General features: G+C 46.0%; 10 protein-coding genes, 1 tRNA gene and 1 rRNA gene. 6 read left to right on the forward strand and 6 right to left on the reverse strand.

The genetic code is table 11. The features are described 5' to 3' along the window. Positions 1-33: 33 nt before the first annotated feature. Together cytR and priA are read right to left on the reverse strand one after the other, a co-directional pair. Positions 34-1,041: a DNA-binding transcriptional regulator CytR gene (gene cytR, locus APB76_RS13325; RefSeq protein WP_049842974.1), complete on the reverse strand. Its 1,008-nt coding sequence runs from the start codon at positions 1,039-1,041 to the stop codon at positions 34-36. Positions 1,042-1,399: 358 nt separating this feature from the next. After that, a complete protein-coding gene (gene priA / locus APB76_RS13330; protein WP_054963436.1) occupies positions 1,400-3,601 on the reverse strand; it encodes a primosomal protein N' in 2,202 nt (733 codons plus the stop codon). A gap of 283 nt (positions 3,602-3,884) precedes the next feature. On the opposite strand from priA, the gene rpmE reads away from it, so the two are divergent. Both rpmE and APB76_RS13340 read left to right on the forward strand, forming a co-directional pair. After that, positions 3,885-4,103: a 50S ribosomal protein L31 gene (gene rpmE, locus APB76_RS13335; RefSeq protein ID WP_004743259.1), complete on the forward strand. Its 219-nt coding sequence runs from the start codon at positions 3,885-3,887 to the stop codon at positions 4,101-4,103. Between the two features lie 256 nt (positions 4,104-4,359). After that, on the forward strand, positions 4,360-5,637 hold the full coding sequence (locus tag APB76_RS13340; RefSeq protein ID WP_054963435.1) for a malic enzyme-like NAD(P)-binding protein: 1,278 nt from the start codon (positions 4,360-4,362) through the stop codon (positions 5,635-5,637). 92 nt (positions 5,638-5,729) lie between these two features. Here the strand turns inward: APB76_RS13340 and metJ are convergent, their stop codons facing one another. Further along, entirely contained in the window at positions 5,730-6,047 is a 318-nt protein-coding gene (gene metJ, locus APB76_RS13345; RefSeq protein WP_004743257.1) for a met regulon transcriptional regulator MetJ, read from the reverse strand. A gap of 219 nt (positions 6,048-6,266) precedes the next feature. Between metJ and APB76_RS13350 the strand changes: the two genes are divergently transcribed. The 3 genes from APB76_RS13350 to metF all read left to right on the forward strand — a co-directional run bounded on the left by APB76_RS13350 (position 6,267) and on the right by metF (position 10,960). Then, the gene (locus APB76_RS13350) at positions 6,267-7,433 is read left to right on the forward strand and encodes an O-succinylhomoserine (thiol)-lyase (protein ID WP_054963434.1); all 1,167 of its coding nucleotides are present in this window, start codon (positions 6,267-6,269) and stop codon (positions 7,431-7,433) included. Next, entirely contained in the window at positions 7,433-9,844 is a 2,412-nt protein-coding gene (locus APB76_RS13355; protein ID WP_054963433.1) for a bifunctional aspartate kinase/homoserine dehydrogenase II, read from the forward strand. The genes APB76_RS13350 and APB76_RS13355 overlap by 1 nt, the downstream gene beginning before the upstream one ends. Before the next feature lie 225 nt (positions 9,845-10,069). Continuing rightward, complete coding sequence (metF, locus tag APB76_RS13360; RefSeq protein WP_049842969.1) at positions 10,070-10,960, forward strand: methylenetetrahydrofolate reductase; 891 nt, start codon at positions 10,070-10,072, stop codon at positions 10,958-10,960. 66 nt (positions 10,961-11,026) lie between these two features. Here metF and zapB read toward each other — a convergent pair whose 3' ends face one another. Continuing rightward, positions 11,027-11,269: a cell division protein ZapB gene (gene zapB, locus APB76_RS13365; protein ID WP_049842968.1), complete on the reverse strand. Its 243-nt coding sequence runs from the start codon at positions 11,267-11,269 to the stop codon at positions 11,027-11,029. A 313-nt stretch (positions 11,270-11,582) separates the two neighbouring features. Between zapB and glpX the strand changes: the two genes are divergently transcribed. Then, positions 11,583-12,590, forward strand: a complete 1,008-nt coding sequence (gene glpX / locus APB76_RS13370; protein WP_054963432.1) for a class II fructose-bisphosphatase — start codon at positions 11,583-11,585, stop codon at positions 12,588-12,590. A 423-nt stretch (positions 12,591-13,013) separates the two neighbouring features. Here glpX and APB76_RS13375 read toward each other — a convergent pair. Together APB76_RS13375 and rrf are read right to left on the reverse strand one after the other, a co-directional pair. Continuing rightward, positions 13,014-13,090 (reverse strand) — tRNA-Asp (locus APB76_RS13375). A gap of 32 nt (positions 13,091-13,122) precedes the next feature. Then, positions 13,123-13,231 (reverse strand): 5S ribosomal RNA (gene rrf / locus APB76_RS13380); the annotation flags it as partial.

Consider the following 13,231-nt stretch of genomic DNA (forward strand, 5'->3'; position numbering starts at 1 on the left):
CATCAAAAATGCGCCGCTAGTAAAGGTTAGCCTCTAAAGTACTCTTGGTGGCGCAGCACTTTCACGCACCACCAGCTTAGTTTCAAGCAACCTTGAACCAGCACGAACATCATGTCCACGTAGCAGCTCAAGCATCATCAGCATGGCCTGACGGCCAATTTCATAACGCGGCTGCGAAATGGTCGTTAACGGCGGATCGCAGTATTGAGCAAAGTGAATATCATCAAACCCTACAATGGAAAGGTCTTGAGGAACACGTAAACCTAACTTCTTCGCTTCTTGAATAGCGCCAATGGCCATTGCATCGTTGTGGCAGAACACAGCGGTTGGCGCATCGGGGAGTGCTAATAGTTGGCGAATCGCTTTGGCTCCAGCTTCAAAGGTGAAATCACCCAACGTACAGTAATTAGGGTTCATTGCAATCCCTGCACGGCGTAGTGCTTGCTGGTAACCTTGATGACGGAACTGACATAGCGCTGCTGTTTCAGGACCGGAGATTTGCGCAATACGCTTGTGCCCCATCTGCGTCAGGTAGTTGACCGCTTCAAATGCCGAGGTCAGGTTGTCGATATGTACTGTTGGTAATTCAAGCTCTGGTGCAAATTCACAGGCCATAACCATGGGGGGTAAGTTCTTTTGTTCTGGCTTGCTGACATCAAAGGGCAAATCAGTGCCAAGCAGCAGCATACCATCGGCTTGCTTTGTAAATACCAGGTTTACAAACGAGCTTTCGCGCTTTTTCTGCTGCCCGCTATCGCCAAGTAAAACGATGTATCCATGTTCCATTGCCGCATCTTCAATTCCTCGAATGATCTCTGTGTAGTAAGGATCACAAATATCAGGAATGATAGCGATGATTGTTTTTGATTCGTTGCGACGCAAATTGCGCGCCAACGAGTTTGGTGAATAACCAGCTTCTAAAACAGCATCTTCGACTCTTTTCCTTGTCGCTGACGATACCTTTTCTGGATTCATTAGCGCTCTAGACACTGTCGCTGTTGAAACTCCCGCAAGCTGGGCAACATCCTTCATTGTCGCCATATTTAACTAACCCTCTTCATTTCCAAATTGGTAGCTCAAACGCCACCTAAGCCTCAGTTGAAATGCATCTCATCGGTTGAACGGCCAAATTGATGTCGACTTGTAGGCTAAAAAATACCTATCTTCTCATTTATCGGCACTGAGCAAACGTTTAACTCACACACAGTGGTCTGAGAGCAACATATTGCACAAGAACTAGTTTATTCATTTCAAAACACAAAGTTACGGGAGATTTAACAAAATGGGCAGTTAATAAGAGATCTGAATCACAAATAAATGAAAAAGGTGTGAATGTGAATAATCTCAATAGCTAACTACCGCAATTACTCATACGAAATGAGGTTCACTCTTTAACTCGCTAGCTCAGATCTTGTGGCTCAATATCTAAGCTCCAACGCACTTTCTTCGCATTCGGCAACATTTGAATAGCAGGCTTAGCACTAGCAAGTAGTTTTTGCATAACAGGACGACTCTGTGTTTGCAGCAGCAATTGCCAACGGTATTTCCCCGCACGTTTTGCTAGCGGTGCAGGAGTTGGCCCAAGCACTTGGCAATAGTCATCAAACAACGGATGGGCTTCAAGAGTATGGCGGACTTGGCGCAAGAACTCCTCGACGAGTTGTGATTGATTGGCTTCCGCTTTAAACAAAGTCAGAAACGAATAAGGCGGTAACTGGGCTAGCTTACGCTCTTGTAAGGCCGTTTCTGCAAAGTGGCGGTAACTCTTAGTAAGAAGAGCTTGTAAAAGGCTATGCTCAGGGTGGTGGGTCTGCAAAACAACCTCACCCGGCTTACTTGCTCGCCCTGCTCGGCCTGCAACCTGAATAAATAGCTGAGCTAAGCGTTCAGAGGCGCGGAAGTCACTACTGTAGAGTGAACCATCGATGTCCAGCAGCGCCACCAGCGTTACGTCTGGAAAGTGATGACCCTTTGCTAGCATCTGGGTACCAATCAATATCTGGTACTCACCATTACGAATCGCTCCTAGTGCGCTCTCTAGACTGCCTTTACGACGAGTGCTGTCGCGATCAATACGAATGGTTTTATATTCTGGAAATAACTCTGCGAGTTGCTTTTCGAGCTGTTCTGTCCCAACTCCGACCGTGACTAAGTGGGTCGAACCACAACCCATACATTGATGAACGATCGGCTGTTGTGAACCACAGTGGTGACAGCGAATTTCATTGCTATTCTGGTGATAGGTATAGTAAGCATCACAGCGTTGACATTCAGCAATCCAGCCACATTCGTGGCACATCAAAGCAGGGGAAAATCCGCGTCGGTTTAAAAACAGCATTACTTGGTTGCCTGCCTTTAAATGGCGTCGCATTTCAGCAATCAGTGGGGCGGAAAGACCACTTTCTAGGTATAGCCCTTTAACATCGAGGACTTTGTTGGTCGTTGGCGTCGCCGCTCCCGCTCGAGAAGAAAGCACTAGATGATGGTATTTACCACTTAAAGCATTGTGCAGAGTTTCTAAAGCTGGCGTGGCTGAGCCAAGTACAATTGGGATCTGTTCTTTATTAGCTCGCATAACAGCAACATCTCGCGCATGGTAGCGCAGACTATCTTGCTGCTTATACGAAGCATCATGTTCTTCATCAACAATAATAATGCCTAAATTGGCAAAAGGCGTGAGCAGTGCAGAACGAGTACCAATGACAATACCAGCCGCATTGTCACGCGCGCTCAGCCAAGCGTTAAGCCGCTCAGTATCGTTTAGGCCTGAATGTACTACCTCAACTGGGACATTAAAGCGCTTTCTAAATCGATTGATGGTTTGCGGCGTTAGACCAATTTCTGGCACAAGTACCAAAGCTTGTTTACCTTGTTCAAGCACTGGCTTAATTAGGTTGAGGTACACCTCAGTTTTGCCTGAACCTGTTACTCCTTCGAGGAGATAGCACCCAAACCCTTCACTGCTGTTGACCGTCGCAATCGCAATCGCCTGCTCTGAATTTAGTTTGGGCTTCTCAACATCAGCTTCAACGTTATGTTTCCACTCCCGAATCACTGGCTTGTTTTCTATTGATTCTATCCAACCTTTTTCCACCAGTGTCTTTAAGACCGAGGAACTGACCTCCTCATCGACAAAACGTTGATGTGGCATTGAGCCTGGCTCAAGCATATGCATCACTTTAGCTTGCTTAACCGCTCGCCCAAATCCTTGCATCAGTTGATTGCGGCCATTTGTAGTCAACTGCCACTCCACCAGTGCGGCAAAATCAGCCGTTTTACCTTTGCGCAGCGCACTTGGCATGGCATTAAACAAGGTATCCCCAAGTGGGTACTGGTAAAACTGACTGCACCAAAACAGTAGCGAGTATAGTTTTTCTGGCCAAACAGGCTGACTATCAAGCACTTGCTTAATTGGCTTGAGTTTATCAAGGCTAAACTCAGACTCATTGACTAAAGCAGTCACTACGCCAACTAAGGTTTGACGCCCGAAAGGCACAGATACTCGCCCACCAACAATAGGAAATAAGTGGCTAGGAATCTGATAGTCAAACTGTTTATCAAGTGGCACAGGCAGCGCCACGCGCGCAATTGTTGGTCGCATAATAGGCTATACAGCTCAGTGAAAGGTTACGTAGGCTAGTCTAAGGGAAAAGCCTAGCAGTGGAAAGAGAAGGCGATTTTAGCCTCAAGAATAACTTAGGCTAAAAAAGTAGCAATTCCAGACCTAAATTGGTTGATCCTAAGTCAGCTATTCATTACTATATCGCGCCTTAGTGATATGGCTGGCTCTAGAGCAGCGGTATCCAAAAAGGTTTTTTATTAACTACGTGTGGTGTCCGGCTTAGAATCGGATAGCGACACGGCCTATATTTAGAGGTTCTCCCATGAAAGCTGGTATCCACCCAGAATACAAAGCAGTAAAAGCGACTTGTTCTTGCGGTAACTCTTTTGAGTTCAACTCAACTCTAGCTAAAGAGTCTATCCACCTAGACGTATGTGACAAATGTCACCCATTCTACACTGGTAAGCAACGTATCGTTGATACAGGCGGCCGTGTTGATCGCTTCAACAAGCGTTTCGGTGCTCTATCAAGCAAGAAGTAATTTCTTCTTAGCCGAATCTAAAAAGGACGCCCAGGCGTCCTTTTTTGTTACCTGTCACTCAAGCAATCGCCATTTTGCAGAGTAATCTATTATTAATTTTGATATTCGCTAGCCATATCTCTGTTCATCTGGTCTTATCTCCAGTCATTTACTACTTTTTATTGCTTTGGCTCGCATTCCGACCTAGGCAGCTTGACTTAGTTACTCTAGAATGGATTCCCCCTTTCCATATAATTATTAATGAGTACCTACACCTATGTCAGACGACAATCGCCAAGAAGTATCCCCTGAAGAACAATTTCGTCAGCAAGCATTGGACTACCATGCTTACCCGACTCCGGGTAAAATTGAAGTTGCGCTGACAACACCAGCAGAAACAGCCAAAGACCTTGCTCTTGCTTATAGCCCTGGTGTTGCAGAACCAGTACGTGAAATCGCACAAAATGCTGACAACGTCTACAAGTACACGTCAAAAGGCAACATGGTTGCGGTTATTTCAAACGGTACGGCGATTCTTGGTCTTGGCAACTTAGGTCCTCTAGCTTCTAAACCTGTAATGGAAGGTAAATCTCTACTTTTCAAACGCTTCGCTGGTTTAGACTCAATCGACATTGAAGTAAAACACCGTACTATAGAAGAATTTGTCGATACTGTTGCTAATATCGCCGATACTTTTGGTGGCATTAACTTAGAAGACATCAAAGCACCAGACTGTTTCGAAATTGAAAAGCAGCTAATTGAACGTTGTGACGTTCCAGTATTCCATGATGACCAACACGGTACGGCGATTGTTACCGCAGCGGGTATGCTCAATGCTATTGAACTTCAAGGAAAGAAGTTAGAAGACGCCACCATTGTGTGTCTTGGTGCGGGGGCAGCAGCAGTAGCGTGTATGGAGCTACTGATAAAATGCGGTGCTATGCGTGAGAAAATCTACATGCTTGACCGTAAAGGGGTAATCCACACTCGTCGTGACGACCTAAATGAATACAAGCAGCTATTTGCCAACAATACCGACAAACGCACATTAGAAGACGTGATTGATGGTGCAGACCTATTCCTTGGTGTATCAGGTCCCAACTTACTCTCCCCAGAAGCACTAGGTCTAATGGCAGACAAACCGGTTGTATTTGCTTGCTCAAACCCAGATCCAGAGATCAAACCTGAACTCGCTCACGAAGTACGCAGCGATCTGATCATGGGTACTGGTCGTAGTGATTACCCTAACCAGGTTAACAACGTGCTATGTTTCCCATTCATCTTCCGTGGTGCGCTAGACGTGCGCGCAAGTGAAATTAACGATGAAATGAAACTTGCAGCCGTAGACGCTATTCGTCTGCTAGCAAAGGAAAAAGTGCCAACAGAAGTGCTGTCGGCTGCTGGAGTTGATGCGCTGTCATTTGGTCCTGGTTACATCATTCCAAAACCAATGGACCCACGCCTGCTGCCACGCGTTGCTAAAGCCGTAGCTCAAGCAGCTGTTGATTCAGGTGTCGCTCGCATTGAGATGCCAGAAAACTATATGGCTGAGTAGTGTGACCAATGATGAAAAAACCGCTGTCTTAACAGCGGTTTTTTTGAATTTCAATTTCGTCAGCGTGCGAAAATTTGGTGCGATTATTCTAATTATTCGTCGAAAGATTCGAACTCAATGCCCATCTCTGTCATCAGTTTTTTCACTTCAGCAGGAAGATCGTCCGGGCGGTCTTTACGTAAATCTTCGTCGGTCGGCAGTGGCTGCCCGGTATATGCATGCAAAAAAGCTTCACACAATAGCTCACTGTTTGTTGCGTGGCGCAGGTTATTAATCTGACGACGTGTACGCTCATCAGTCAAAACCTTTAATACTTTCAATGGAATAGAAACTGTAATCTTTTTTACTTGTTCGCTTTTCTTTCCATGCTCAGCATATGGGCTAATGTATTCGCCATTCCAATCTGCCATTGCGCACCTTTCGTTATTTTTTATGGTTGAAAATAGAATCCCCAATTTTAGCGGTATTTATAGCCACAAGCAAAGACATATAGACGTCTAGAAGTGTTGACGGCCACAAAAATGACAAGTAAAGTGGAAAGGTATGGGATAGGAATAACATATATCTAACACGATAAAGGTATAGCGTATTCCCAAATAGAAGTCACTAAAGTTCGAAAGGAAACACTTATGAGCACCCGCAAACCAGCCACAATCGCGGTACGTACTGGTATCGAATCTGACACTCAGCATCACGCTGTTGTTCCACCGATTTACCTCTCGACTAATTATGGCTTTCCTGCGTTTGGGGATGTTCCTAAATATGATTACACGCGTTCAGGTAACCCAAACCGTGGGCTGCTAGAAACAGCGCTGTTTGAACTAGAATCCGGCAAAGGTGCCGTAGTGACTAACTGTGGCACTTCGGCTTTGAACCTATGGGTATCAGCCTTCTTAGGCCCAGATGACTTAATCGTCGCTCCTCACGACTGCTATGGTGGCACCTATCGCCTATTTAATACTCGTGCTAATAAAGGTGACTTTAAAGTTGAGTTTGTCGATCAATCAGATGAGCAAGCGTTGAATGCTGCCATTGCCAAAAAGCCAAAACTTATCCTGCTAGAAACGCCATCTAACCCGCTAGTACGCGTAGTCGACATTGCCAACGTATGTGAAAATGCAAAACAAGTGGGAGCTCTGGTCGCTGTCGACAACACCTTTTTGACACCGGTGTTCCAAAAGCCTTTAGATCTCGGCGCTGATTTCGTTGTTCACTCAACAACCAAGTACATCAATGGTCACTCAGATGTTATCGGTGGGGTCATCATTACTAAAACCGAAGAACATGCAGAAAAGCTCGCTTGGTGGGGAAACTGTATCGGTGCGACGGGGACACCGTTTGATAGTTACATGACACTACGCGGCATCCGTACTCTGGGTGCACGTATGAAGGTGCATGAAGAAAGCTCTAGTCAAATTTTAAGCTTCTTACAGACGCAAGAGTTAGTCGGTCGTATCTATCATCCGAGCTTGCCGGAGCACCCAGGTCATGAGATCGCCAAGAAACAACAGTCAGGCTTTGGTTCAATGCTAAGTTTTGAGTTTGCAGGCAGCTTTGAACAGCTTAAATTCTTTGTTGGTGAGCTAGAACTTTTTTCTCTTGCCGAATCTCTCGGCGGAGTTGAAAGCCTAATCTGTCATCCAGCTTCCATGACACACAGGGCGATGGGCGAAGAAGCACTTGCCGAAGCAGGTGTCTCACAGCAATTGCTGCGCCTATCTGTCGGGCTTGAAGATGTCGATGACTTAATTGCTGACCTTGAACAAGCTTTTTCGAAAGCTAAGGAAGCCTTCTAATGTCTACTCAGCGTCAACTACATAAATTTGGTGGAAGTAGCCTTGCTGACCCTGAATGCTATCGTCGTGTAGTCGGTATCTTAAAAGAATACTCCCAAGCCGAAGATCTGATCGTGGTTTCAGCAGCAGGCAAAACCACCAACCGTCTGATCACCTTTATTGAAGCACTTAGCAAAGATGGACGAATCGCCCATGAAGAGCTTCAAGCATTGCGTCAATTTCAAACCGAGCTGATTGAGGCGCTCATTGAAAGCGAGGAAAAAGAGCAGTTACTTGCAACCTTAAACGATGAATTCAGCACTTTAGGCGAACTTACTTACCCACTTAATAATGCTGAAAAAGCTGCTATTTTAGGTCATGGCGAGGTTTGGTCGTCACGCTTATTGGCTGCTCTGCTCAATCAACATGCTTTACCTGCTGTCACCCAAGATGCACGTGCATTCCTGCGTGCAGAAGCAGGCACTCAACCTGAAGTCGACTTTGGAGCTTCTTACCCACTGATTAAAGAAGTCTTAGTCCAGCATGCCCAGCACAGAGTCGTGATTACTGGTTTCATGGCTCAAGATGACCACGGGCATACGGTTCTCTTAGGTCGTAATGGTTCAGACTATTCGGCAACCGTTATTGGTGCTCTTGCAGAAGCATACCGTGTGACAATTTGGAGCGATGTAGCAGGCGTATACAGTGCAGACCCAAGATTAGTCTCTGATGCCTGCTTATTACCGTTGTTACGTTTAGATGAAGCCAGTGAACTTGCAAGGCTTGCTGCACCAGTGCTTCATAGCCGAACGCTACAGCCCGTTGCTCAGAGCGCTATGGACTTACACCTACGCTGTAGCTACCAGCCTGAATCTGGTTCAACACGCATTGAGCGTGTTCTCGCGTCTGGTCGTGGTGCAAAAATTATCTCCTCACTCGATGAAGTACTGCTAATTCAATTATATTTCACCTCTGGTCATGACTTCCAGCGAGTTGAAAGTGAAGTACTTGCAAGCCTCAAGCGAGCACAACTTGTGCCCCTTGCCTATGAGTCTCAACCCGATCAACAATGTCTCCGCCTAGCTTACACAAATGAAATTGTCGGTGGTGCTCTAGAGTATCTGCAAGATGCGGCAATTGAAGCGGAAATAAAGCTTAGAGAAGGGTACTCAATGGTAGCTGCAGTCGGGGCTGGCGTGACCAAAAATGCCAACCACTGCTACGGCTTTTACCAACAATTGAAGTCTTCACCTGTCGAATTTATTTCCGAGTCATTGTCTGGACTTAGCTTAGTTGCCGTTTTACGAACAACCGATACAAAGCCCTTAGTAAAAGCCATTCATAGCCAATTGTTTCAAGCCCAGAAACGTGTTGCGATTGCCTTGTGTGGTAAAGGCAATATCGGTTCAAGCTGGTTGGAACTGTTCACCGAACAAAAAACTGAACTCGAAAAGCGTCATGGTATGAACTTTGAGTTAGTGGCCGTAATAGATAGCCAAACTTATTGGTTCGACCCTAAAGGAATAGATGCAAGCCAAGTCGGCGCTCATTTCGACGACGAAGCGATTAGCCATGAAGGAAGCGACTGGATTGAAAAGCTCGGTGCCATCCAAGGTTATGATGATCTTGTTGTTTTGGATGTCACTGCGAGTCAAACCTTGGCCCAGCGTTACATAGAAATTGCAGAACAGGGCATGCACCTTATCTCGGCCAATAAAGTCGCGGGTTCAGCCTCTAGCCAATACTATCATCAGGTTCAAGACGCCTTCGCCAAGATCAATCGTCACTGGCTTTACAACGCAACAGTTGGAGCAGGGCTGCCAATTAACCACACGGTTCGAGACCTACGTGAAAGCGGCGATGACATTATCGCGTTATCAGGTATTTTCTCAGGCACCCTCTCGTGGCTATTTCAACAATACGATGGCAGCGTTCCTTTCGCAGAACTGGTAGACCTAGCGTGGCAACAAGGTTTAACGGAACCCGACCCTCGCAGTGACTTAGACGGTTCAGACGTTATGCGAAAATTGGTAATCTTAGCCCGTGAATCTGGCCTAGCACTTGAACCGGAAGCTGTAAAGGTAGAAAGCCTAGTACCTCTAGAGCTCTCTAAGCTATCCCTAGATGAGTTTTTAGATAGGAGTACGCTACTTAGCGAACTTCTTGCAGAGCGCCTTGAAAAAGCACAACGCGAAGACAAGGTGCTTCGTTATGTGGCTCGTTTAGAGAAAAACGGCTCTGCAACCGTGGGGGTTGAAGCGTTGAGTAAAGAGCACGCTCTCGCCAACCTCTTGCCGTGTGACAATATATTTGCCATCGAGAGTAAGTGGTACAAAGACAACCCGCTAGTAATCAGAGGGCCAGGTGCAGGCCGAGACGTCACCGCTGGCGCGATTCAATCTGATTTAAACTTACTTTCAAGCTTACTGTAATCAATAAGGGCGCTCCATTCTCTGCGCCCTTTTCACTACCTTATCCACCTATATGAACTAACTTCAACTAAACTTGAAACCATCTCATGATTAAGTTGAAAAATATTCATAATCACATTATTGACATTAAATCGTATTCATTACATTCTGTAGACATATAGACGTCTAAACGTCGGTTAAAAATTTAGAGCTTTATCGGCACAAGGTGGCCACAGGGAGAGTAAGATGGGATACACACATGCGAGTCATATCGACGCCTTAAATCAGAATATCGCCGAGCTGTCTGACAATATCAATGTGTCATTTGAATTTTTTCCACCGAGCAGTGAAAAGATGGAAGAAACACTTTGGAACTCGGTGCATCGCCTTAAAACTCTGCAACCGAAATTTGTCTCTGTAACCTATGGTGCAAACTCGGGTGAACGTGATAGAACGCATTCAATTATCAAAGAGATAAAAGATCAAACAGGTCTAGTTGCGGCACCCCATCTAACTTGTATTGATGCCTCTCGTGAAGAGCTTATTCAAATAGCCGACGACTACTGGGCAAATGGTATCCAAAGCATCGTAGCACTGCGTGGAGACATCCCACCAGGTGGCGGTAAACCCGATATGTACGCGTCTGATCTCGTAACCTTGCTAAAAGAGCGCCATAATTTCGATATTTCAGTCGCAGCTTTCCCAGAAGTTCACCCTGAAGCCAAAAGTGCTCAAGCTGATCTGCTTAACCTAAAACGCAAGGTCGATGCAGGAGCCAACCGCGCAATTACCCAGTTCTTTTTTGATGTTGAGAGTTACCTACGTTTTCGTGATCGTTGTGTCGCTGCGGGAATTGATGTCGAGATCGTGCCGGGAATTTTACCAGTTTCAAACTTCAAGCAAGCATCGCGCTTTGCGGCGCAAAACAACGTAAAAGTTCCAGGCTGGATGGCAAAACAATTTGAGGGACTTGATGATGACCCAACGACTCGGCAACTAGTGGGAGCCAGTCAAGCTATCGATATGGTACGTACACTTAGTCGTGAAGGCGTTAAGGATTTCCATTTCTATACCCTAAACCGTGCTGAAATGACCTACGCTCTATGCCACACCTTAGGCGTTCGCCCTAAAGCTTAACATTCACTTCCATTAAAAAGCGAAAAGGCTGAACCTTAGTTCAGCCTTATCAAATATAAGTAGCAATTACTCTACTTCATCCATCTTGCCTAGCAGGTTACGGATGCGCTCTTGCCAAGCAGAATGCTCTTGCTGCATCTGTTGAGCTTTCTGCTCTAGCTCTTCACGATTGTTACGCAATTCACTTGCTTCTGTCGCCAGTTGCTCTTTCTCTTCTTTTAGTTCTTCAACTTCCATTTGTAGAAGAGCAATTGTATCTACTGCAGTTTGGATTTTTGCTTCTAGTTGTTCTAATACTTCAAAAGACATCTTAGCCTACCTATCTATTATTCGGACAAGGTTTTGGTCACCTATGTTCCAAAACCATTTGTAACCATTCTACTCAGCCGAGAGCGGATAAACACGCCCTATATTGTAGTTTTTTTGCCATTCGATTAAAAAAACAGCGCAAATTGACAATAGCTTTACATCTCTCAAGCAAGCGGCATCTATTTAATAATTTAACCCGTTAGATTGATCCAGTTCAATGGCTGTTTGAGCAAAAAAGCAAACGTTTCCTTTATGATGTGATAAGATCCGCCCGTTTTTGTTTTTCTCTCTTTCCTACTACTTTGGAGTCTTCATGAAACGCGATTTAGCAATGTCATTTTCTCGAGTTACCGAGGGGGCAGCTCTAGCAGGTTACAAATGGCTTGGCCGCGGCGATAAGAACGCTGCTGACGGTGCTGCCGTTGAAGTGATGCGTAGCTTACTTAATAAAACTGAGATCAGCGGAGAGATCGTAATCGGCGAGGGCGAGATTGATGATGCACCAATGCTATATATCGGCGAAAATGTCGGCATCGGTGGAGACGAAGTAGATATCGCGGTCGATCCAATTGAAGGCACTCGCATGACTGCAATGGGGCAATCTAATGCTCTAGCTGTGCTTGCCGCAGGTGAAAAAGGCAGTTTCCTTAAAGCGCCGGATATGTACATGGAGAAGTTAGTTGTAGGTCCTGGGGCAAAGGGCTGTATTGATCTCAACAAACCGTTAAAGGAAAACCTAGAGAATATCGCGCAAGCGCTTAACAAGACTCTAGATACACTTGTGGTCATTACCCTTGCAAAGCCTCGCCATGATGCTGTTATCGCAGAAATGCAGGCAATGGGCGTACGCGTTTTTGCAGTGCCAGACGGTGATGTAGCAGCGTCTATCCTTACTTGCATGCCAGATAGCGAAGTGGATGTAATGTACTGTATTGGCGGTGCCCCAGAAGGTGTGGTTTCAGCAGCAGTAATCCGTGCGCTAGATGGCGATATGCACGGTCAATTGCTCCCTCGTCACGAAGTGAAAGGAGATAGCGAAGAAAACCGTATCTATGGCGCTGCAGAGCTTAAGCGCTGTGAAGAGATGGGCGTCAAGGCGAATGTCGTACTAAAAATGGAAGATATGGCGCGCAGCGATAATGTCGTCTTCTCTGCAACTGGCATTACCAAAGGTGACCTACTTGAAGGTATCTCTCGTCAAGGCAATATCGCAACTACGGAAACCCTGTTAATCCGTGGTCGATGCCGAACTATTCGCCGTATAAAATCGACTCACTACCTAGAGCGTAAAGATCCTGAAGTCAGAGATATTATTCTTTAACAAGCAAGTATCAAAGTGATAGAAGGTCAGCAGTTGCTGGCCTTTTTTGTTTAGGATGCGGGAAGGGACTCCGTCCTACGGAGAACTGGAAAGCGATAGAAGGGTGGATACCTAGAGTGTCACTATCCTTTTTATTACTGTCATCCTCACTCCTCCGTCACTCTATGGAATGACCGAAGCTATAGAGATTGTAGACTTGTATGATCAGCTCTTTTGGGAGCCGGTAATTCAGTTCATTGTAAACCATCTGATCTATCAGCCAACACTCACCTCTCGCAGAGCGAAGCCGTTCTCGCGTCTCGAGTGAAACGTTCCTGAGGACGTAGTCCGTTCCACTTCCCCTAAAACGCAAGAAGCCCGTTGCGTTAGCAGCGGGCTTCTAAAACGACAAAACCCAGTCCGAAGACTGGGTTTTTAAATAAGTGGCGGAGCGGACGGGACTCGAACCCGCGACCCCCGGCGTGACAGGCCGGTATTCTAACCAACTGAACTACCGCTCCGCACTGGTTAGACTCTTGAGTCTAAATTTAAAGCCTGGCGATGTCCTACTCTCACATGGGGAAACCCCACACTACCATCGGCGCTAATTCGTTTCACTTCTGAGTTCGGCATGGAATCAGGTGGGTCCAAATCGCTATGGT

The sequence above is a fragment of the Vibrio bivalvicida genome, assembly GCF_001399455.2.
Classification (GTDB): Bacteria; Pseudomonadota; Gammaproteobacteria; order Enterobacterales; family Vibrionaceae; genus Vibrio; species Vibrio bivalvicida.

Coding starts and splice junctions, on each gene's coding strand:
- cytR (WP_049842974.1), bottom strand. CDS start 1,041: ATGGCGACAATGAAGGATGTTGCCCAGCTTGCGGGAGTTTCAACAGCG.
- APB76_RS13355 (WP_054963433.1), top strand. CDS start 7,433: ATGTCTACTCAGCGTCAACTACATAAATTTGGTGGAAGTAGCCTTGCT.
- glpX (WP_054963432.1), top strand. CDS start 11,583: ATGAAACGCGATTTAGCAATGTCATTTTCTCGAGTTACCGAGGGGGCA.
- metJ (WP_004743257.1), bottom strand. CDS start 6,047: ATGGCAGATTGGAATGGCGAATACATTAGCCCATATGCTGAGCATGGA.
- APB76_RS13350 (WP_054963434.1), top strand. CDS start 6,267: ATGAGCACCCGCAAACCAGCCACAATCGCGGTACGTACTGGTATCGAA.
- zapB (WP_049842968.1), bottom strand. CDS start 11,269: ATGTCTTTTGAAGTATTAGAACAACTAGAAGCAAAAATCCAAACTGCA.
- rpmE (WP_004743259.1), top strand. CDS start 3,885: ATGAAAGCTGGTATCCACCCAGAATACAAAGCAGTAAAAGCGACTTGT.
- APB76_RS13340 (WP_054963435.1), top strand. CDS start 4,360: ATGTCAGACGACAATCGCCAAGAAGTATCCCCTGAAGAACAATTTCGT.
- priA (WP_054963436.1), bottom strand. CDS start 3,601: ATGCGACCAACAATTGCGCGCGTGGCGCTGCCTGTGCCACTTGATAAA.
- metF (WP_049842969.1), top strand. CDS start 10,070: ATGGGATACACACATGCGAGTCATATCGACGCCTTAAATCAGAATATC.